A 20,497-nucleotide genomic window follows, 5' to 3' on the forward strand; every position below is an offset into this window, starting at 1 on the left:
TCCTTTTCCCCCTCGGCCCCTTGGGAGAGAGGGGACTGATCGAGTTGACCTTGCGAGCTACGCCGACCTGAACAGTCGAGTAGAGCCTGATTTTTGAAACCAATAGAGATCGGCTCCCTTTCCCCTCGCCCCCTTGGGGGAGAGGGCTGGGGTGAGGGGGCAGCGATCTACCTGACACTCCACAAGGCTGACAAACACCAAAAAACCAAAAGAAATCCGACCTAAGCTAATGCAAAAAAGATATTTGTCCGGCGTTTTATATATCGTTTAGTTTTGATTCATCAACGAATCAGAGCATCAAACCGATAGACCCCCGATTGCCATGACGGCGCACGCTGAATCGATCAAAGGCTCTTCTGGTTTGGTTCACACGGGAGTGAATCATGCCGCATACCCTCGACATCACCGCATTACCGACGCTCGACCTTTCACAGTTCGAAGGCACAGCACAACAGCGTTATGAGTTTCTGGAAAACCTGCGCCACGCCGCTCGCGACGTCGGTTTTTTTTACCTGACCGGCCACGGCATCGACAGCGGCTTGCTCAAGCAAGTGCAGGACCACGCCCGGCAATTCTTCGCCTTGCCCGACAGTGAAAAAACCGCCGTCGGCATGATCAACTCTGCGCATTTTCGTGGTTACAACCGCGCCGCTTCCGAAATCACCCGGGGCAAGCCAGATCAGCGCGAACAGTTCGATATCGGCGCCGAACGCGAAGCCTTGCCGTTGCAACCCGACAGCCCGTTCTGGGCGCGCCTTCAAGGCCCGAATCAATGGCCAGAGTCACTGCCCGAACTGAAACCGTTGCTGCTCGATTGGCAGCAAGCCATGACGCGCATGTCCCTGCGCCTGTTGCAAGCCTTCGCCCAGGCCCTGTCGCTGCGCTCGGATGCGTTTGATCAGCTGTACGGCGACAAACCCAATGAACACATCAAACTGATGCGCTATCCCGGTCAGCCGGTCGATGCGAGCAATCAGGGCGTCGGCGCGCACAAGGATTCGGGTTTCCTCAGCTTCCTGTTGCAAGACGAACAGGCGGGTCTGCAAGTGGAGATCGAAGAAGGGCGCTGGATCGATGCGCTGCCTCGCGAAAATACCTTGGTGGTGAACATCGGCGAACTGCTGGAACTGGCCACCAACGGCTATCTGCGTGCCACGGTGCACCGGGTGGTTTCGCCGCCGCCGGGCAGCGAGCGCCTGTCCATCGCCTTTTTCCTCGGTGCGCAACTTGACGCCACCGTGCCGCTGTATCCCTTGCCGACCGCGTTGTTGCGCGAGGCACGCGGGCCGGCCAGTGACCCGCTCAATCCTCTATTTCGCGATGTCGGCTGGAACTACCTCAAGGGGCGTTTGCGCTCGCATCCCGATGTCGCGCAGCGCTTTTATGCCGATGCACTGCTGCCGCAAGCGCCGGTTCGCAAAACCGCCTGAATCATCATTCGCTCAAGGACACAAAACATGTTGAAAAAAGCAGGTTTGACCCTGGCCGTCCTCGGCGCGCTGGTGACCTCGTTCGGCGCTCAGGCGCTTGAACCATTGCGTGTCGCCGCCGACCCGGTGCCCCACGCGCAGATTCTGGCCTACGTGCAAAAAATCGATCCGCAGCTGAACCTGAAAGTCATCGAAATCCCCAACGGCGTGAACTCCAACGAGCTGCTGGTGCATGGCGATGTCGATGCCAATTACTTCCAGCATCTGCCGTACCTGAAATCCCAGGAGCAGGCCCTCGGCGAGAAACTCGCAGTAGCCGCCACCGTGCATATCGAGCCGTTGGGCATTTACTCGCACCGGCACAAAAGCTTCGCCGACGTGCCGGCAAAAGGCACCGTCGCCGTGCCCAACAACGTTACCAATCTGAGTCGAGCGCTGTACCTGTTGCAGGACAACGGCCTGATCAAACTCAAGCCCGGATTCAACGACCCTGCAACCGCTCAAGCGACGCCCAAGGACATCGCCGAAAACCCCAAACAGCTGAAGATCCTTGAAATCGAATCGCCACAGATTCCGCGTTCGCTGGACGATGTCGATCTGGCGGTGATCAACGGCAACTACGCGCTCGACGCCGGTCTGGTGCCGGCCAAGGATGCGCTGGGCCTGGAGAAGGCCGAGCACAACCCTTACGCCAACATTCTGGTGACCACACCGAAATTGCAAAACGATCCACGCATCGCGCAACTGGCCAAGGATCTGACCTCGCCGCAAGTGGCCAAATACATCACCGATAACTTCGCCGGTTCGGTGATCCCGGTGGCGGCCGGCAAGCCATGATCGTCGTCGAGCAGTTGAGCAAGACTTACCCGTCGGCATCGGCACCTGCGCTGGATCAGGTGTCGCTGAGCATTCCCGACGGTGCGGTCTACGGTATTCTCGGGCGCAGCGGCGCGGGTAAATCGACGCTGCTGCGCTGCCTCAATCTGCTCGAACGCCCGGACAACGGGCGCATTCTGCTGGACGGTGTCGATCTGACGACGCTGTCCGACCGCGACCTGCGCCAGCAACGCCAGCGCATCGGCATGATTTTCCAAGGCTTCAACCTGCTGCACTCGCGTAATGTCTTCGACAACATCGCCGTGCCGCTGGAGATCGCCAAGGTCGCCAAACCGCAACGTCATGAACGAGTTGGTGAATTGCTCGATCTGGTCGGTTTGAGCGACAAGGCCGAGGCGTTTCCATCGCAATTGTCTGGCGGCCAAAAACAGCGTGTCGGCATCGCCCGCGCGCTGGCGGCGCGGCCGGCTTATCTACTGTCGGACGAAGCCACCAGCGCCCTCGATCCGGAAACCACCGCATCGATTCTTGAACTGTTGCGCGACATCAACCGGCAACTGGGCCTGACCATCGTGTTGATCACCCACGAGCTGGACGTGGTCAAGTCGATCTGCGATCACGCCGCATTCATGGCCAACGGGCGTCTGGTCGAGTCCGGACCAGTGCCACGACTGCTCGCCGACCCACACTCGCATCTCGGCAGTTCGCTGCGTCCGACCTGCGGACTGCCGCTGGGCCATGACGCGCCCGGGCTGAGTTTTCTCAGGCAATACGGCGTACGGGCGGCGCACTCATGAACCGCTCAATCAATTGGGATGAAATCCTGCAACTGGTGCTCAACGCCACTGGCGAAACCCTGTACATGGTCCTCCTCGCCGGGTTGCTCACACTGCTGATCGGGCTGCCGTTGGGGGTGTTGCTGTTCATCAGTCGGCGCACCGGTCTGCTGCCAATGTCGCGCTTCAATGCGGCGTTGAGTGGCCTGGTCAATCTCGGGCGCTCACTGCCGTTCGTGGTGATGCTGATTGCTTTGATTCCGCTGACCCGGCTGGTGGTCGGCACAACGCTGGGCAGCACCGCCGCTGTGGTGCCGATCACCATTGGCGCCTTTCCGTTCTTCGCCCGCATCGTCGAAAACGCCCTGGACGAAGTCGACAAAGGCCGCATCGAAGCGATCCTCGCCATGGGCGGCGATATTCGTCATGTGATTTGCAAAGTGCTGTTGCCCGAAGCGCTGCCGGCGTTGCTGGCGGGGATCACCCTGACGCTGGTGATGCTCATCGGTTTTTCCTCGATGGCGGGGGTGATTGGTGGCGGCGGGCTCGGCGATCTGGCGATCCGCTACGGCTATCAACGGTTCAACAATGAAGTGATGGTCGCCACCGTGGTGGTGCTGGTTATTCTCGTTCAAGGCGTGCAAAGCCTGGGCGATCGACTGGTGCGTGCGCTGGCACATCGACGTTAAGGACATTTATGAGTGCGCCTGTTTCTGTGGCGTCCACGCCGCTGATTCGTGTACGTGAAGTAAGCAAGCTATTCGGATCAAACCGCGCGCTGGACCGGGTCAGCCTGGAGATTCATCCCGCCGAAGTGGTGGCGTTGCTCGGGGCCAATGGCGCGGGCAAATCGACGTTGGTGAAGATTCTTGCCGGTAGTCAGACCGCCGACGGCGGCGAGATTCTGGTAGAGGGGCAGCCGCGGCATTTCAACTCGCCGCTGTCGGCGCGCAGGGACGGGATTGTCGCCGTGCATCAGCAGATCAACGAAGGCATTGCGCCGGGTTTGAGCGTGGCCGAGAACTTGCTGCTCGATGAACTGTGCCGGCCCGACGCGAATTTCTGGCTCAACCGCAAACGCCTGCTCGAGCGTGCGGCGAGCATTGCCGCCGGGCTCGGATTGACGTTGCCGCTGGAGCAACCGATCGAGCATCTGGGCCAGGCCGAACGGCAATTGGTGGTGCTGGCCCGGGCGTTCGCCTTGCAGCCGCGTTTGCTGATTCTCGATGAGCCGACGGCGGCGCTGTCCGATGCGGAAGCGCAGCGCTTGTTCGGTTTGATCGACACCTTGCGCAGCCGTGGCGTGGCGATTCTGTACATCTCGCATCGGTTGTCGGATCTGCAGCGGATGGCGGATCGCGCCATCGTCCTGCGCGACGGGCGACTGGCCGGGGAATTCACCGCGCAGCAATTGCCCGAAGCAGTGCAAGCCATGCTCGGGCAGGCGCTGGCCGCCCATGTCTATACCCCGCGAGTGGCGGGGCGCGTGGTGCTGGAATTGAACGCGATAAAAATTCTACCGAGCTCGCAAGTCTTCGACCTGACCCTGCACGAAAACGAAGTGGTGGTGCTGACCGGTTTGCTCGGCGCCGGCAAAAGCGAGATCGCCGAGGTGCTGTTCGGGCTGCGTAAAGCGTTGGCCGGCAGCGCGCAACTCGACGGGGTTGACTGGCTGCCGGGCTCACCCGGTGAGGCGATTCGCAGTGGGGTTTTCTTCGCCGCCGAGGATCGCGCCAGTCAATCGCTGGTACCGGATTTTTCCCTGCGTCGCACGCTGACCTTGCCGTTTCTCGAACGCTTCACTCGAGGCGGCTTTATCCGCAATCGCGCTGAAGCGGCGGCGGTCGAGGCGCAAGTGGCGGCGCTGGGGATCAAGACCGTCGGTATCGATGTGCCGATGACCGCGTTGTCTGGCGGCAATCAGCAGAAAGTCGTGCTCGGCCGCTGGCTGCTCGGGGACGGGCGGGTGCTGATCCTCGATGAGCCGTTCCAAGGTGTCGACGTGCGCGCCCGCCGCGAGATCGGCCAACTGCTACGCGACAGCGCCAAGGGCCGCGCGACACTGGTGATCTGCGCAGATGTCGATGAAGCCCTGGAAATCGCCGACCGGATTTTGCTGGTGCGCGATCACGCGGTGGTCGCCGAATACCCGCGTGCCGCTCTCGAGCGCGCCACGCTGGTCGCCGCGCTGGCCGGCAGCGATGATGATTTTTCTTCCCTTCAAGCCACGCCAAGGAGCAGAGCGAGTGCCTGATTCGAGTTCACTGATAGCGACCGTACCGGCACCTGCCGAGCGCCTGCTGCAAGCATTGATTCGCTATGGCCTGTTGTGGCTGCTGGCGCTGATCGTGGTGTTTTTCAGTTTTGCCGAGCCGGCGTTTCTGCGCGTCGGCAACCTGTTCAGCATTTTGCAATCGGTGTCGATTGTGGCGCTGCTCGCGCTGGGCGTGACCCTGACCATGGCCGTCGGCGGCCTCGATCTGTCCATCGGCGCGGTGGCGGCGATGAGCCTGATGATCGCCAGTTACGTGATGGTCGTGCTCGGCTGGGGCGCAGTGCCGGCGGTGTTGATCAGTCTGGCGGGCGGCGCGCTGGTCGGCCTGCTCAACGGCTGGCTGATCGTCAAGCTGCGGGTGCCGGACATTCTGGCGACGCTGGGCAGCATGTTTCTGGTGATCGGTGTGCAACTGATTCCAACGGGCGGGCGTTCGATTGCGGTGGGCATGACCTTGCCCAATGGCGTTGAAACCGAAGGCACTTTCAGTGCGGCTTTTCTGGCGCTGGGCCGTGGGCGGCTGTGGGACGTGGTGCCGGTTCCGGTGCTGATCACAGCGCTGGTGGCGCTGGCGGTCTGGTTGTTTCTGGAGCGCACGCGCATTGGCCGTTTGTTCTATGCCATTGGTGGCAACGAGCAGGCCGCGCGTCTGGCCGGGGCGCCGGTGCAGCGTTTCAAACTGCTGGCCTACGTGCTCTCGGCATTGCTGGCCTCGCTGGGTGGATTGCTGCTCGCGGCGCGGCTGGGGCGCGGCGATGTCAGCTCGGGCAACGGTCTGGTGCTCGATGCGCTCGGCGCGGCGCTGATCGGTTTTGCCGTCCTCGGCGCGAAGAAACCCAACGCCTTCGGCACCCTGGTCGGCGCGCTGCTGGTGGCTTCGTTGCTCAACGGTCTGACCATGCTCAACGCGCCGTATTACGCGCAGGATTTCGTCAAGGGACTGGTGCTGGTACTGGCCCTGATGTTCACGTTTGGCCTCGCGCATCGGGCGCGTTGAGCCGCTTTCAGTCAAGGAAGTTGTATGCACGGTTCAATCAAACAGTTCGCCCGTCACTGCCTCGCTGGCGCCGTGTTCTCGGCACTGGCGCTCAACGCGCAGGCCAAGGCCTTGCCCGGCGCACCGGCACCGTTCGACAAGGGCCAGGTGCAGATCGCGTTGGTCGGTTATCTGTTTTCCGGGGATTTCCCCGAGGCGTATCTGCGCGGTGTGGAGCAACAGACTGAAGCGCTTGGCGCCAATCTGCGCGTATTCGATGCGCGGCAGCAGGCGGCGAGTCAGGGCGAGATGATCGATCAGGCGATTGATCTGGGTGTTGACGGGATCATCGTGCAGCTTGGTCTGGCGGAAACGCTCAAGGCGCCGATTGACCGGGCCATCGCCAAGGGCATCAAGGTTGTCGCGTTCGATGTCGATCTGAATTCGCCGCAGGTGACTCAGGTCGAGCAGGATCACCATGCGCTGGCGCGTTTGGCATTGGATCAAGCGGTGAAGGATAACGGCACGAAGTTCGATGCCGGGTACGTGTACATCAGCGGCTTTACGCCGATGGAGCGGCGCGACGAGATCTGGAGTCAGGTGAAAAAAGCCAATCCGGGGATCGTCGAGAAGGCGCGTTTCGGCACGTTGAATCCACCGATTGCCAACTCGGTGGCGGATCAGGCCAGTGCGGTGCTGCGGGCGAATCCGGGGATCAGCGTGATATTTGCGCCGTTCGACGAGTTCGCCAAAGGCGCGAAAATCGCCGTCGACGAGGCGGGGCTGGCGAGCAAGGTGAAGATCTACAGCGCCGATATTTCCACCGCCGATATCCAGATCATGAAAGAGCCGGACAGCGCCTGGGCGGCGACGGCAGCGGTCAATCCGCAAGTGGCCGGGGCGATCAGTGTGCGCAGTCTGGCGATGTTGATTGCCGGGGAGAATCCGGGGCACCAGGTGCTGGTGCCGCCGACGCTGATCACCCGCCAGCAACTGCTCGATCTGGACGTGAAAAACGTACGCGACCTGGCGCAGAAGCTCCCGGCGTTTGGCGATACCGCGAATGTGGCGCGGACGGATTGGATACCCGTTCCGAACTGAAACCTCAAATACAACAATCAACCCTGTGGGAGCTGGCTTGCCAGCGATTGAGGCCCGTTCAATCAATATCTTGGTGACTGACACACCACCATCGCTGGCAAGCCAGCTCCCACAGGTTGAGGTTTCAAGTCATGAGGTTGGGGTGAACATGCACAACAAAGCTTCGCGATTACGCAAAAGCCGCTCTCCGAAAGCAGATCCTGCATTCGGCGGGCGGTTGCCTGCGGGTCAGGTGCTGACCGAGCGTTTCCCGATCCTGCACGAAGGCGACGTGCCGGAATATGATCTGGCGAACTGGTCACTGCGCTTGTTCGGCGTGCTCGAAAATCCAGTCGAACTGCGATACACCGACCTGCAAGCGCTGCCGCAACGCCAACTGCAATGCGACATCCACTGCGTCACGCGCTGGTCGAAATTCGATACGCAGTGGAGCGGGGTGCACCTGCAGGATCTGTTGCAAGCTTTCGATATCCAGCCGCAAACGAATTTCGTTATGGCCCACGCCGATCACGATTACCAGACCAACCTGCGGCTTGATGACTTGCTGCATCCGTACACCCTGCTGGCGACTCACTACGCAGGCCAACCGTTGACCGCGCAACATGGCTGGCCACTGCGTCTGGTGGTAGCGGGGCGGTACTTCTGGAAGAGCGCGAAATGGCTGCGCGGGCTGGAATTTATCGAGCAGGAGCAACCGGGGTTCTGGGAGCGCAACGGCTTTCACTTACATGCTGATCCGTTTGCCGAACAGCGCTTCAGTGCCGAAGCGTTGGACATTGCCGAAGATGCCTGGCTGGAAAAAGACTTCGACTAAGACACTTACCCTGTGGGAGCTGGCTTGCCAGCGATGAGGCCCGTGCAGTCACTATTTGTGTTGCCTGACACACCGCCATCGCTGGCAAGCCAGCTCCCACAGGGGCTGTGTTTACAGGTTTGTTAGTTGTTTGTTAGTTGCTTGAAGTGTTGGCTCAGCAACACTTGTGCTGAACTAAGAACACTCCTTTATAGCGATCTAACCTAAGTGTTATTGGTTCTTTTGCGAAAGTCTTCCCCTCGTCTAGCATCGGGCTTCAAGGGGAAAACATTCACTCTGGGGATACTGCGCCTTACCGATACTTAACGTTTCAACAGCCTTCGCTGCCTTCCTGATTTCTAAAACTACAGCAGACATTGCCGTGCATTGATTGCCGACTTTCTTTTGTCGGTGACGGCCGGGTATTAACTGCGATTCAAGGAGCTGTTATATGCATTACCGTTCCCGTTCATTACTGGCCGCCGCTGTTGTCAGTGTAATCTGGCAACTGCCTGCACGGGCCGAAGACACGTCCACCAGCGCTGAAAGCGAATCCCGCCTCGGCACCGTTTTGGTCACGGGCACACGCGGCACCTCTCGTACCGTGCTCGACTCGCCGGTTCCCGTGGATGTGTTGACCGCCGAAGACCTGAAAACCGCCGGCGCCGCTGACGGTGAATTGGGCGCGGCGTTGCAGACATTGCTGCCGTCCTTCAGCCTGCCGCGCCAGTCCAACTCCGGCGGCGCCGACCATATTCGCGCCGCACAACTGCGCGGCATGAGCCCGGATCAGGTGCTGGTGCTGGTCAATGGCAAGCGTCGCCATACCTCGGCAGTGGTCAACGATTCGTCGAAAATCGGTCGCGGCACCGCGCCGGTGGATTTCAACTCGATCCCCATCAGCGCGATCAAACGTATCGAAGTGCTGCGTGACGGCGCTGGTGCGCAATACGGCTCCGACGCCATCGCCGGGGTGATCAACATCATCCTCGACGACGCCCCCGAGGGCGGCGAAGTGTCCACCAGTTACGGCGCTTATCACACCCATCAGGACGCCATCGACAAGACCACCACCGACGGCCAGAACAGTGTGACCACCGCCAAAATCGGTACGCGTCTCGGCGAGGAGGGCGGCTTCATCCGGGGCGGTACCGAGTACAAGGATCGCAACCCGACCAACCGCGCAGGCTTCGACGGTTTCGCCGATACACCGGGCCAGCGCAACTACGTGATGGGTGACGGCCTCGCCCGCGACGTCAATCTCTGGTTCAACAGCGAACTGCCGTTGGCCGGCGGCAAGGCCTACAGCTTCGGCACTTACAACCAGCGCCACACCACGGGTGCGGAGTTCTATCGCTACCCGTACGAACAACCGCAGTTCTACCCCAACGGTTATTTGCCGCAGTCATTGGGCGACAACAAGGACGTCTCCGCCACCGCCGGTTTCAAAGGCATGATCGGCGACGACTGGGACTTCGACAGCAGCGTCACCCATGGCCGCAACCGCTTCGAATCGTCAACCCGGCGCACCCTCAACGTCAGTCTTGGCGAAGATTCGCCGACGCAATTCGATACCGGCGATTACGAGTTGCGCCAGACCACCAGCAACCTCGATTTCAGCCGCGAATTGCGCCTCGGCGGCCGTTCGTTTGTCCTCGCCGTCGGCGGCGAATACCGCTACGAAAACTACCTGACCTACGCCGGTGACGAAGCCTCTTACATCGGCTCCGGAGCCGACGGCGCCAACGGCCTGCGCCCGAGCGAAGAGTCGGATCTGGACCGCAACGTGTTCGGCAGCTACGCCGAATTGTCCGGCGATCTCACGGATAACTTCTTCGTCGACGCGGCCACTCGCTGGGAGCATTACGATGATGCCGGCAGCAAGCTCACCGGCAAACTCAGCGGCCGCTACAAACTCACCGAGCAATGGGCATTGCGCGGCGCGGTGTCGAACAACTTCCGCGCACCGTCGCTGGCGCAGAGCGGTTTCCAGACCACCACCAGCAACTTCGGCGAGGGCGGCACGCTCACCGACATTCGTGTGCTCTCGGTCAACGACCCGATCGCTCGCGCCCTCGGCGCCGAAAAGCTTGATCCGGAAACCTCGAAAAATTTCAGCCTCGGCCTGACCTTCCAGTTGAACGAGCGCTTCGACGCGTCGCTGGATGTGTTTCGCATCGACGTCAAGGACCGCATCACTCTTTCGCAACGCATTGGCAGCGACGCCCTGGAAACCTTCATCAACGACAACTACGGCGTGGCTGGCGTGCACGACGTCAACTTCTTCACCAACGCCGCCGACACCAGCACCCACGGCGCCGAACTGGTGCTCAATTACCATCAGCCGTTCTACGAGGGGCAACTGGGCCTGACCACCGCGTACACCTACAACCACACCAAAGTCACCAGCACCAAAGGCACGCCTTCGCAGCTGACTGCACTGGGGATCGGCAACGACGCACTGGTCGGCGTCGAGGAGACCAACACCCTGACCGACGCCGCACCGAAGGACCGCTTCATCTTTTCCGCGAACTGGGCGAGTGAACACTGGGGCCTGCTCGGACGCTTGACCCGCCAAGGCGAGACCACCCGAGTGTTCGATTTCGGCGACTCGCAACCGGAGCAAACCTACGGCGCGGTCTGGCAGCTGGATGCCGAGGTGACTTACAAATTCACGCCGAAGTTCAACATCGCCGTGGGTGGTAACAACCTCACCGACAACTATCCGGAACGCTCCGGTTCGGCGATCAACTATGGCGGTAACCTGCCATACGACGTGCTCTCGCCGATCGGCACCAACGGCGCTTACTACTACGCCCGCGCCACTTATGGCTTCTGAGTCGGGGCAGGGGCCGGGTCGGCATCTGCCGGTGTTTCAGGCGCTGTTGATCACGCTGGGTATGGTGATCACCACCGACATCCTGAAAACCGCGCCGACCGTGGCACTCAACGTCGGGCCTGAGCACTTCTACCTGGTTTGGGTGCTCGGCGGTGTGGCGTCGATGATCGGTGCGCTGTGTTTTGCCGAGATGGCCACGGCGTTTCCGCATCCGGGTGGCGACTATCATTTTCTGCGCACGGCTTACGGCGAGCGCATGGGATTTCTGTTTGCCTGGTCGCGGTTTTCGGTGATGCACACCGGGTGGATTGCGTTGTCGGCGTTCATGTTTGCCGATTACGTCAACGCCGTGGTGCCGCTCGGGCAGTACGGCTCGGGGCTGTTTGCCGGCGCGGTGATTGCTGCGTTGGTGTTGCTCAATCTCACCGGCAAACACATTGGCTTCCTTACCCAGACATTGCTTGTGGGACTGTTAGCGTTGGGTTTTTTGAGCATTGCCAGTGCGGGTGTTTTTCTCGCCTGGCAAGGTATCGAACCACCCGCACCAAGTGTGTCGGCAGTAGCGGAAAACACCGGTATGGCCGGTTTTTCGGCGGCGATGATTTTTGTTTTCCTGGCGTTCGGTGGCTGGAGTGACGCCGCGACATTGTCGGCAGAAGTGCGTGACGGTCGGCGCGGCATTTTCATCGCCATGCTGGGCGCATTGACCGTGTTGATGGTGATTTATCTGGCGCTCAATTGGGCGTTCATCCAGGGCTTGGGATTCGCCGGACTGGCGGCCAGCAATGCGCCGGCGGTTGAACTGTTGAACCGCGCATTCGGTGCGCCCGGGGTGATGCTGATTCTGCTGATGGTCGGCATCGCCGCAATCGCGACCATCAATTCGACCCTGCTGGTCGGCGCCCGCACCACTTACGCCGCTGCTCGCGATGTGCCGCAGTTGCGCAGCTTCGGAAGCTGGGATGATCGCCACGGCGTACCGCGTAAAGCGCTGCTTGCGGAAGGTGCTGTGGCGTTGCTGTTGGTGCTGTTTGGCAGCTTTACCCAGAGCGGGTTCAACACCATGGTCGAGTACCTGACGCCGGTGTACTGGTTGTTTTTGAGCTTGAGCAGTGTGGCGCTGATCATTCTGCGCCGGCGGTTTCCTCAGGTGCCACGGCCGGTGAAAGTGCCGCTGTATCCACTGTTGCCGCTGCTGTTTTTCGGCTTGTGTCTGTACATGCTGTATTCGAGCGTGACGGTGGTGGGCTGGGGAGCTTTTTTGGGGATTGGGGTGTTGCTGATTGGCGCAGTGTTTTTAGCCGTGTTGAGCCGCCTGACGCCATCCCCTTACCCTGATCCTCTCCCAGAGGAAAAGGGGGCCAACCGCAGAGTCTTGCGGGATACATCAACCTGAAAAACGGGTCGATTATGGATTCAGCGAAAAGCGCTCAAGTCGCTGTACTTCTCAAATATCCCCCAATCAGTCCCCTCTCCCTGCGGGAGAGGGCTAGGGTGAGGGGCTCTTAAAAAACGGCGCTTAAAAAGACACCGCCGCCAGCTGCGAAAGCCGCAACACAGAAAGATCCCCGGTAATTCGCTTATACGCCAGGCGAATCGCCTCAATACTCCCCTCATTCTTCGCACTGTTTTCATGCAACACCACAATCACCTTGGTGCTCAGCCGCTCAGGCTCTTTCGCCCCGTGATCCTTCCACTGCCCATACGCATCGAACACCGTGAATCCGTCGGGAAACCTCGGCGTCACTTCCTTATCCAGAAACTCGCGCCAGCGCGCCGGGCTGACCGCACCGTCCTTGCCATCCAGCGAGCCCACCGAAAAGTACAACTCGGTCCGCGTCCATTGCGCCTGCGCCGGGCGCGTCGCGTCCCCCTGCAAGGTCGAGCTGGCAGGATCTTTGGTATGCACGGAAACCAGAGGAGGGCTGGCACACCCTGCGACTGCCATAAACAGTGTCGCCAGTAAAAGACGTTTAGGCATGGAACTTCCTTATTGTTGACAGTAGTCGGCAATTATAAGACGGCAGGTTAATAGCGATAAAAGATTAAAAAGTCGCGTGGGACGCTATTAATGGAATATGCGACGCGTTGAAATTAATACGAAGTGGTTAGATCAATAATTTCTTTCGGTTATTTAAATAGTGCTGCTTCGAATATCCATAGCTTGTAAAGCGAAGCGCGTGCATTTGATATTTCTGTTATCACGCCTACTCTGCTGTTCCAGCGCCTCAAGACGCATGGAACGCTGCGCTTGAGCCGTTTGAACAGCCGTTTTTGCTGTTTGATGGGCATCTTGTTCAGGAATCGTCAGTCCTTAGAATCGGCCCCCATCAACTTCTCATCCAGTTCTTAAATCCTCAGGGAGCTTCACCATGATGAACGCCATGCAGATGCAAATGCCGATGAACGCCAACATGCCAATGATGCCGATGATGGGCATGCCGATGATGATGGCGACCATGACCTGCGAAATGATGGACGACGGCATGATGTGCAAAATGATGCCGGCCGCTGGCATGGACATGGCCATGTTCAAGAACAGCGGCGAAATGATGCAGATGATGATGAACTGCGGCATGCCGATGATGATGCACTGCGGCAACATGACCATGATGTGCATGTCCCAGGCGGCCATGGCCATGCCGATGATGAACATGATGATGCCAATGCCGATGATGGGCATGCCGATGCCATCGATGAAGTGCGTGATGGAATGCACCATGATGGCCGACTGCATGATGTGCAAGATCATGCCGATGGCGGGCATGAACATGGACATGATGAAGAACTGCTGCACCCTGATGATGAAAATGATGAACGACTGCAGCATGCCAATGATGATGAGCTGCAACGGCATGCCGATGATGTGCTGCACCTGCTGATCCCGGGCAGCACAAAAAAAGCCCCCGAGGCCTCAAGGCCTGGGGGCTTTTGCATTCCATAGACCACTGCAAACCTCTGTGGGAGCTGGCTTGCCAGCGATAGCGGTGGATCAGTCGATTTAAATGCTGGATGTGCCGACGTCATCGCTGGCAAGCCAGCTCCCACAGGGGATTGTGTTAAAGCAAAGAGAGGTAAGGATCAGTCGAGGCGTTCGGGGTAGGTGACGACCAGGTAGGCGACGGCTTCGCTGTCGGCCGGGTTGCGGTAGCGGTGGGGCTGGTCGGCGTAGAACAGGATCGAGTCGCCAGTCGAGAGCAGGTAGCGCTCGTCGTTGACGCTGATCTCCAGCACGCCTTGAGCCACCACCAGGTTTTCCTGCACACCCGGGCCGTGGCCCTCGGATTGGTCTTCACCCAGCGGGCTCAGGCGCAATTCGTAAAACTCGGACTGACGCGCCACGTCGAACGGAAACAAGGCCCGACTGACAAACGCACCGCTGGCACTGACCAGCCGTTTGCTCTGGCTCGCCGACAACACTGCCACACCTTCAAACGCTCGGTGCTCGAGAAACGCGGCCACCGACACCTTCAAACCCTTGGCGATTTTGCACAGCACCTTGATTGAGGGCACGCTGCGCCCGGACTCGATCTGCGCCAACATCGCCCGGCTCACACCGCACTGGCGCGCCAGACCATCCAGCGACAAATGACGCTTGCTGCGCAGACGCTGCAGATTCTGTGCGACCCGTTCGCAGATCGGGTCTTCTTCCAGTGATTCGAGGTTGTTCAGGTCCAGCACAGGCTCATCCGCGCTCGCCAGAAAGCGCGAGGGGTCACGGGCGTTCACGCTTGGCGCGGCTCGTTGGAATGCGCACCCTGCACCCACTGAAACGCCTGATAACCGGCATTGCGCGCATACATTTCCCACATCGCCCGCGCAAGCTTCTGGGCCTGGCGGCGTTTACGGTAAGCGGCGAAGTCGATCAGGTTGGCAGTTGGATTCATGGCGCACTTCACTGTGATCAATGACGGGATGAAAGTGAGCGTACGCCAATATTTTTATAACGATAAATACTGATTTTGTATTTGTTAATTCGTTTTGGTTCTTTGTGAAGGCAGCCCGTCAGGCCCCCTCATGCTGCTTGCGATAAGCCCCCGGTTGCACGCCCACCGACTTGGCAAATGCCCGGGTAAACGCCGCAATCGATTGATAGCCGACCGCAGCACACACCTGCTCGACCGTGTGATTGGCTCGCAATAACTGGCAAGCGTGGCGCATGCGCAGGGCCAGCAACACTTGCCCCGGCGACTGCCCGGCCAGTTCATTGAAGCGTTTGAAGAACGCCGAGCGCGAAATGCCGATGCACGCCGCCATGCTTTCCAGCGACCACGGCAACTGCGGCTGCTCGATCAGTTGATCGAGCAGCGGTGCGAATTGCGGGTTACGCGCCAGTGCGACCAATCCGCCGAGGTGCTGGTTGTCAGCCATCTGCTGGCGCAGGACATAAAGAAACAGCAGATGGCTCAAGCGTTCAAGCAGCGTCGAGGAGGGCACCGGCAAGCGTTCGCATTCCTCCAGAATCAATTCGAACAAGGCTCGGGCCGCGCTGGAGGAAGGATCCCCGGCGCGCAGAATGATCCAGTCCGGCAAACCCTCAATGATCAGCGACGACAACCCGGACTTGAAATGAAAGAAGCCGCAGACCAGGCCCACACCATCCTCGGCCGCACGATCCAGCGCGGTCATCGCCATGCGCGGCAGCGTCTGCGCCAGCCGCGAGTCTTCAGCGCTGGACAGGCGATAATCGAGATCGCGCAACAGGAACACTGCATCCCCGGCATTCAGCCGCAGCGCCGGTTCATGCCCGTCGATATGCAACCAGCAATGCCCCTGCACGACCAGATGAAAGCTGGCCCGCGCCAGGCCATGAGTGCTGGCATGCCAGCCACCGCAATAGCGGCCGACGTGAAACAGACTCGCTTCGAGTTCAAGGCTTTCTAATAACCAATCAACCAGTGGGCTGGACGAAATCATCTAATGGAAACACTCAGGAGCAAGTAATCGCTACTTTTGAATATGGATCGGAATTTTTATAACCAACAGACTGGCCGGACACTCATCAGCAGGAGTCCTCACCATGTCCCGCGTCACTTTACATACCCTGCAAAGCGCACCCGAAGCAGCCCGGCCATTCCTCGAAAACGCGCAGAAGAACTCTGGATTCATCCCCAATCTGCTGGCGGTGCTGGCCAACGCCCCGGCCGCGCTGGAGACGTACGTTACGGTATCGGCGCTCAATGGCAAAGCCGAACTCAGTCTCGCCGAGCGCGAAGTGGTGCAACTGATTGCTGCGACCCATCACGGTTGCGATTTCTGTGTCGCAGGTCATACCGCCGTCGCGCTGAATAAGGCAAAACTGCCGGCGGAAGTGGTCAGTGCACTGCGCGAGAAAGCCACCGTGCCGGTGGAAAAACTCGAAACCCTGGCGGCGTTTGCCCGCGAGGTCATTGCGACTCGCGGCAAGGTCAGCGACCAGACCTATATCGCTTTCAAGGCTGCGGGTTACACCGAAGGCAACGCGCTGGAAGTGATTCTTGGCGTGAGTCTGGCGACCCTGTGCAACTTCGCCAACGTGTTCGCCAATACGCCGCTCAACCCTGAGCTGGCGGCGTATCGGGCGTAATCGGCCCATCGATTCAGGCAGCGTCGTCTATGGTTGAGGCTGCTGCGTAAAAGGAGAAACGACATGCTCAATCCGGCATTGATGCAATGGCTGGACAACAACGCCCAGGCATTGGATGCAGGCGACGGTGACCCGCAACACGTGCTCACGCAACTGGCGCAGGCCGAGGTATTGCGCGTCGGTATCAGCCCCGAGTTGGGGGGCAGTGGCGGCCATGTGGCCGACGCCGTGGAAGTGCTGGCCGCCGTTGCCAGTCATTCGCTGGCGGCTGCGTTTGTGTTCTGGGGCCAGCGCGCCTTTATCGAGTACCTGCTGCAAAGTCCTAATGCCACGTTGAGAGAAAAACTCCTGCCGTCGCTGCTCAGCGGTGAACTGGCCGGTGCCACGGGTTTGTCCAACGCGATGAAATTCCTCTCCGGCATCGAAGCGCTGCAAGTGCGCGCCGCCACCGAGTCTGACGGCTGGACATTGCACGGGCGCCTGCACTGGGTGACCAATCTGCGCAAAAGCGGTTTTGTCGTGGCCGCCGCCATCGAGCACGGGGAGGGCGGTTCGCCGTTCGTGCTGGCGATCCCCGATGGTGCGGCCGGCGTGCAACGTTCTGCCGATCTGCAACTGATGGGCCTGCAATCAAGCAACACCGCCGCGATCGAATTTTCCCGAGTGGCGGTCGCTCGTGAATGGCTGCTGCATGACGATGCGCGCAAGTTTCTGCCGGCGGTGCGGCCAGCCTTTCTCGGTTTGCAATGCGGTATGGCCATCGGTCTGGCGCGACGTGCGCTGGCGGAAGTCGAAGGGCATTTGCAGGACGGCCGCTCGATCTTGCTGGAACCGTTGCAGGAGCAACGCGAGCAGTTGGCGCACAGCGTCGATGAGCTGAAAAAAGGCCTGCACGACGGGCGTTTCCTGACGCAACCGGCAGCCTTGTTCCAGATCCGTATCGCCCTGGCCGAAGCCGCCGCCCATGCCGTGCAACTGGAATTGCAGGCCAGCGGTGGCAAGGCCTATCTCACCGAACACGGCAGTGGTTTTGCCCGGCGCTGGCGCGAGTCGGCATTCGTGCCGATTGTCACGCCGAGTCTGGTGCAATTGCGCGCCGAACTGCAGCGACAAAAACGGGAAGCGGCGGCATGAGTGCGCCGCTGCTGCACGCGCAAGGCATCAGCCTCGGCTACCCACGGGAGCAGGGCTGGCACACCGTGCTGGAACACTTCGACCTGCAATTGCAGCCCGGTGAAGTGGTGACCATTCTCGGCCCGAGCGGCGTCGGCAAATCCAGCCTGTTGCGCGTACTGGCCGGTTTGCAACAACCGCAGCAGGGCCGCGTGAGCCTGCTCGGCGAACCCTTGACCGGTGCGCATCCGCGCGTTGCGGTGGCGTTCCAGGACCCGAGCCTGTTGCCGTGGCTGACGCTGGAAAAGAACGTCGCGTTCGGCCTCGACTTCGCCCGCCAACCGCACTTGAGCGCGGAGCAACGCAAGGCGCGCATCGATCATGCGATTGCCGCCGTCGGCCTCGAACACGCTCGTCAGCAACATCCCGCGCAACTCTCCGGCGGCATGGCCCAGCGCACCGCGCTGGCCCGTTGTCTGGCGCGTCAGCCGCAAGTGCTGTTGCTCGACGAACCCTTCGGTGCGCTCGACGAAATCACCCGTGCCGACATGCAACAACTGCTGCTGCAATTGATCGCTGACCATCAAACCGCTGCAGTGTTGATCACCCACGACATCGACGAAGCCCTGCTGCTCTCCGAGCGGATTCTGCTACTGGGTGACAGCCCGGCGCACATCCTCGGCGAGTGGCGCATCGACCTGCCTCAGCCCCGCGCCGAGCTGGTTGACGAACTGGGCGCGCTGCGCATCGACATCCTCAAAACCCTTCGGCGGGCGAGCCGCAATCCTCACACCCATCCTTTGCCCGCAACGTCGGAGATTGACCATGTGCCTGGACGACTTCACTCACACACGTCGTGACTTCCTCAAACTCAGCGCGCTGCTGACCGCTGGCGGCGCGTTGCCGCTGCTCAACAGCCTGAACGCTCGCGCCGCGTCCGAGCCAAATGCCCCGGTGCGCATCGGTTATTTGCCGATCACCGACGCCACGCCGTTACTGGTCGCGCACAACAATGGTCTGTTCGAGGCCGAGGGCATTCAGGCCGAGCGCCCGGTGCTCCTGCGCAGTTGGGCACAGGTGATCGAGGCGTTCATTTCCGGGCAGGTCAACGTGATTCACTTGCTGTCGCCGATGACCGTGTGGGCGCGTTACGGAAGCAAAGTCCCGGCCAAGGTTGTCGCCTGGAACCACGTCGGCGGTTCCGGCCTGACCGTGGCGCCGGGCATCACCGAGGTCAAGCAATTGGGCGGGCAATCGGTGGCGATTCCGTTCTGGTATTCGATTCATAACGTGGTGGTGCAGCAGCTGTTTCGCGACAACGGACTCGTGCCGGTGAGCAAGTCCGCCAATGCTGCGCTGGCGCCAAACGAAGTCAATCTGCTGGTGTTGCCACCGTCGGACATGCCGCCCGCGCTGGCGACCAAACGCATTGCCGGTTACATCGTCGCCGAGCCCTTCAACGCCTTGGCCGAAGACCTCAAGGTCGGCCGCGTGCAACGCTTTACCGGCGACGTCTGGCGCAACCACGCCTGCTGCGTGGTGTTCATGCACGAGCAGGATCTGAACAACCGCCCCGAGTGGTCGCAAAAAGTCGTCAACGCCATCGTCAAGGCGCAGGTGTGGACCCGCGACAACCGCGCCGAGGCCGCCAAACTGCTGTCCAAGGACGGCAGCAACCGCTACACGCCGCACGCGCAACCGGTGCTTGACCGGGTGCTGTCGCCCGCCGTCAGCGACCGCGAACAATACCTGGCCAGCGGCGCGATCCAGCACAGCCATTGGGACGAGCAGCGCATCGACTTTCAGCCGTATCCGTTCCCCAGCTACACCGAAGAACTGGTCAAACGCCTCAAGGACACCCTGATCGAAGGCGACAAGGGCTTCCTCGCCAACCTCGAACCGCAGCACACCGCGCGCGATCTGGTCGACGACCGCTTCGTGCGCAATGCCATTGCCGCTGTCGGCGGCATGCAGACCTTCGGCCTGCCGGACAGCTTTGAACGCAGCGAGGAGTTTGGCCTCTGATGCGCACGCAAACCTCATCGACACTCCACGGTGTTTTGGGCGTGGCCGGGCTGTTGTGCCTGTTGCTGCTGTGGTGGCTGGGCGTACACGTGTTCGGCGGCAGCGACAGTCTGGCGCAGCGCTTTTCGCCCGAAGCAACGCTCGCAAGCCTCGGCGAACTGCTGCTGCGTCCGGAGCTGTACGAGCACGTGCTGGTCAGTCTGAAACGGATTCTGGTCGGCCTGCTACTGGCGTTGCTGATCGGCGTGCCGTTGGGCCTGATGATCGGCAGTTACCGCCATCTGGAAGCAGCGACCACGCCAGCGTTTCAGTTTCTGCGGATGATTTCGCCGCTGTCGTGGATGCCGGTGGTGGTGATGCTGATGGGCGTCGGTGATCAGCCGATCTACTTTCTGCTGACCTTCGCCGCGGTGTGGCCGATCCTGCTTAACACCGTCGCCGGCGTGCGCCAACTCGATCCGCGCTGGCTGCAATTGAGCCGCAGCCTCAGCGCCACGCGCTGGGAAACGCTGCGCAAAGTGATTCTGCCCGGTGTGCTCGGCCATGTGCTGACCGGCGTGCGGCTGTCTATCGGCATCCTGTGGATCGTCCTGGTGCCGTGCGAAATGCTCGGGGTCAGCGCGGGGCTGGGCTATTTCATTCTCGATACGCGTGATCGCCTGGCGTACTCGGAGTTGATGGCGATGGTGCTGCTGATCGGTGTGCTGGGTTTTGCCCTTGATGCGTTAGCGCGCTGGCTGCATCGGCGCTGGGCGCCGGCCTGAGG

20 protein-coding genes are annotated in these 20,497 nt (G+C 60.5%); 16 read left to right on the forward strand and 4 right to left on the reverse strand.

Annotated elements, in window-relative coordinates; genetic code table 11:
- The first annotated feature begins 383 nt into the window (after window positions 1-383).
- From ACVVH8_RS12785 to ACVVH8_RS12830, 10 genes are all read left to right on the forward strand, one after another.
- Window positions 384-1,430, forward strand: coding sequence for an isopenicillin N synthase family dioxygenase (locus ACVVH8_RS12785; RefSeq protein ID WP_475230550.1), 1,047 nt, complete (start codon window positions 384-386; stop codon window positions 1,428-1,430).
- 27 nt (window positions 1,431-1,457) lie between these two features.
- Window positions 1,458-2,267 carry a MetQ/NlpA family ABC transporter substrate-binding protein gene (locus tag ACVVH8_RS12790; RefSeq protein ID WP_475230553.1) on the forward strand — a complete coding sequence of 270 codons (810 nt, stop codon included), beginning with the start codon at window positions 1,458-1,460 and terminating at the stop codon, window positions 2,265-2,267.
- A complete protein-coding gene (locus ACVVH8_RS12795; RefSeq protein ID WP_475230556.1) occupies window positions 2,264-3,064 on the forward strand; it encodes a methionine ABC transporter ATP-binding protein in 801 nt (266 codons plus the stop codon). Before ACVVH8_RS12790 ends, ACVVH8_RS12795 begins: the two co-directional genes overlap by 4 nt.
- Window positions 3,061-3,732 (forward strand): methionine ABC transporter permease, encoded by a 672-nt coding sequence (locus ACVVH8_RS12800; RefSeq protein WP_475230559.1) that lies wholly within the window; start codon window positions 3,061-3,063, stop codon window positions 3,730-3,732. The genes ACVVH8_RS12795 and ACVVH8_RS12800 overlap by 4 nt, the downstream gene beginning before the upstream one ends.
- An 8-nt stretch (window positions 3,733-3,740) precedes the next feature.
- Window positions 3,741-5,297 (forward strand): sugar ABC transporter ATP-binding protein, encoded by a 1,557-nt coding sequence (locus ACVVH8_RS12805; RefSeq protein ID WP_475230562.1) that lies wholly within the window; start codon window positions 3,741-3,743, stop codon window positions 5,295-5,297.
- Window positions 5,290-6,315 (forward strand): ABC transporter permease, encoded by a 1,026-nt coding sequence (locus ACVVH8_RS12810; protein WP_475230564.1) that lies wholly within the window; start codon window positions 5,290-5,292, stop codon window positions 6,313-6,315. The genes ACVVH8_RS12805 and ACVVH8_RS12810 overlap by 8 nt, the downstream gene beginning before the upstream one ends.
- A gap of 24 nt (window positions 6,316-6,339) precedes the next feature.
- Window positions 6,340-7,395 (forward strand): substrate-binding domain-containing protein, encoded by a 1,056-nt coding sequence (locus tag ACVVH8_RS12815; protein WP_475230567.1) that lies wholly within the window; start codon window positions 6,340-6,342, stop codon window positions 7,393-7,395.
- Window positions 7,396-7,543: 148 nt separating this feature from the next.
- On the forward strand, window positions 7,544-8,209 hold the full coding sequence (locus tag ACVVH8_RS12820; protein WP_475230570.1) for a sulfite oxidase-like oxidoreductase: 666 nt from the start codon (window positions 7,544-7,546) through the stop codon (window positions 8,207-8,209).
- Between the two features lie 430 nt (window positions 8,210-8,639).
- Entirely contained in the window at window positions 8,640-11,027 is a 2,388-nt protein-coding gene (locus ACVVH8_RS12825; protein WP_475230573.1) for a TonB-dependent receptor plug domain-containing protein, read from the forward strand.
- Entirely contained in the window at window positions 11,017-12,423 is a 1,407-nt protein-coding gene (locus tag ACVVH8_RS12830) for an APC family permease (RefSeq protein WP_475230576.1), read from the forward strand. Before ACVVH8_RS12825 ends, ACVVH8_RS12830 begins: the two co-directional genes overlap by 11 nt.
- Window positions 12,424-12,546: 123 nt before the next feature.
- Here ACVVH8_RS12830 and ACVVH8_RS12835 read toward each other — a convergent pair whose 3' ends face one another.
- A complete protein-coding gene (locus ACVVH8_RS12835) occupies window positions 12,547-13,008 on the reverse strand; it encodes a DUF3574 domain-containing protein (RefSeq protein WP_475230579.1) in 462 nt (153 codons plus the stop codon).
- Window positions 13,009-13,399: 391 nt separating this feature from the next.
- Here ACVVH8_RS12835 and ACVVH8_RS12840 point away from each other — a divergent pair, with 391 nt between their 5' ends.
- A complete protein-coding gene (locus tag ACVVH8_RS12840) occupies window positions 13,400-13,909 on the forward strand; it encodes a hypothetical protein (RefSeq protein WP_475230582.1) in 510 nt (169 codons plus the stop codon).
- Between the two features lie 199 nt (window positions 13,910-14,108).
- Here the strand turns inward: ACVVH8_RS12840 and ACVVH8_RS12845 are convergent, their stop codons facing one another.
- The 3 genes from ACVVH8_RS12845 to ACVVH8_RS12855 all read right to left on the reverse strand — a co-directional run bounded on the left by ACVVH8_RS12845 (window position 14,109) and on the right by ACVVH8_RS12855 (window position 15,944).
- Window positions 14,109-14,699, reverse strand: a complete 591-nt coding sequence (locus ACVVH8_RS12845) for a helix-turn-helix domain-containing protein (protein ID WP_213028778.1) — start codon at window positions 14,697-14,699, stop codon at window positions 14,109-14,111.
- A 53-nt stretch (window positions 14,700-14,752) separates the two neighbouring features.
- Entirely contained in the window at window positions 14,753-14,914 is a 162-nt protein-coding gene (locus ACVVH8_RS12850) for a hypothetical protein (protein ID WP_475230585.1), read from the reverse strand.
- A gap of 118 nt (window positions 14,915-15,032) precedes the next feature.
- On the reverse strand, window positions 15,033-15,944 hold the full coding sequence (locus ACVVH8_RS12855; protein WP_475230588.1) for an AraC family transcriptional regulator: 912 nt from the start codon (window positions 15,942-15,944) through the stop codon (window positions 15,033-15,035).
- A gap of 103 nt (window positions 15,945-16,047) precedes the next feature.
- Here ACVVH8_RS12855 and ACVVH8_RS12860 point away from each other — a divergent pair, with 103 nt between their 5' ends.
- The 5 genes from ACVVH8_RS12860 to ACVVH8_RS12880 all read left to right on the forward strand — a co-directional run bounded on the left by ACVVH8_RS12860 (window position 16,048) and on the right by ACVVH8_RS12880 (window position 20,495).
- Window positions 16,048-16,593 carry a carboxymuconolactone decarboxylase family protein gene (locus tag ACVVH8_RS12860; protein ID WP_475230591.1) on the forward strand — a complete coding sequence of 182 codons (546 nt, stop codon included), beginning with the start codon at window positions 16,048-16,050 and terminating at the stop codon, window positions 16,591-16,593.
- Between the two features lie 63 nt (window positions 16,594-16,656).
- Window positions 16,657-17,727: an acyl-CoA dehydrogenase family protein gene (locus tag ACVVH8_RS12865; RefSeq protein WP_475230594.1), complete on the forward strand. Its 1,071-nt coding sequence runs from the start codon at window positions 16,657-16,659 to the stop codon at window positions 17,725-17,727.
- Entirely contained in the window at window positions 17,724-18,566 is an 843-nt protein-coding gene (locus ACVVH8_RS12870) for an ABC transporter ATP-binding protein (protein ID WP_475230597.1), read from the forward strand. Before ACVVH8_RS12865 ends, ACVVH8_RS12870 begins: the two co-directional genes overlap by 4 nt.
- Complete coding sequence (locus ACVVH8_RS12875; protein WP_475230600.1) at window positions 18,532-19,731, forward strand: ABC transporter substrate-binding protein; 1,200 nt, start codon at window positions 18,532-18,534, stop codon at window positions 19,729-19,731. The genes ACVVH8_RS12870 and ACVVH8_RS12875 overlap by 35 nt, the downstream gene beginning before the upstream one ends.
- On the forward strand, window positions 19,731-20,495 hold the full coding sequence (locus tag ACVVH8_RS12880; RefSeq protein ID WP_401297262.1) for an ABC transporter permease: 765 nt from the start codon (window positions 19,731-19,733) through the stop codon (window positions 20,493-20,495). Before ACVVH8_RS12875 ends, ACVVH8_RS12880 begins: the two co-directional genes overlap by 1 nt.
- Window positions 20,496-20,497: the final 2 nt, after the last annotated feature.

It is taken from the genome of Pseudomonas trutticola BRTCR10 (assembly GCF_056155105.1).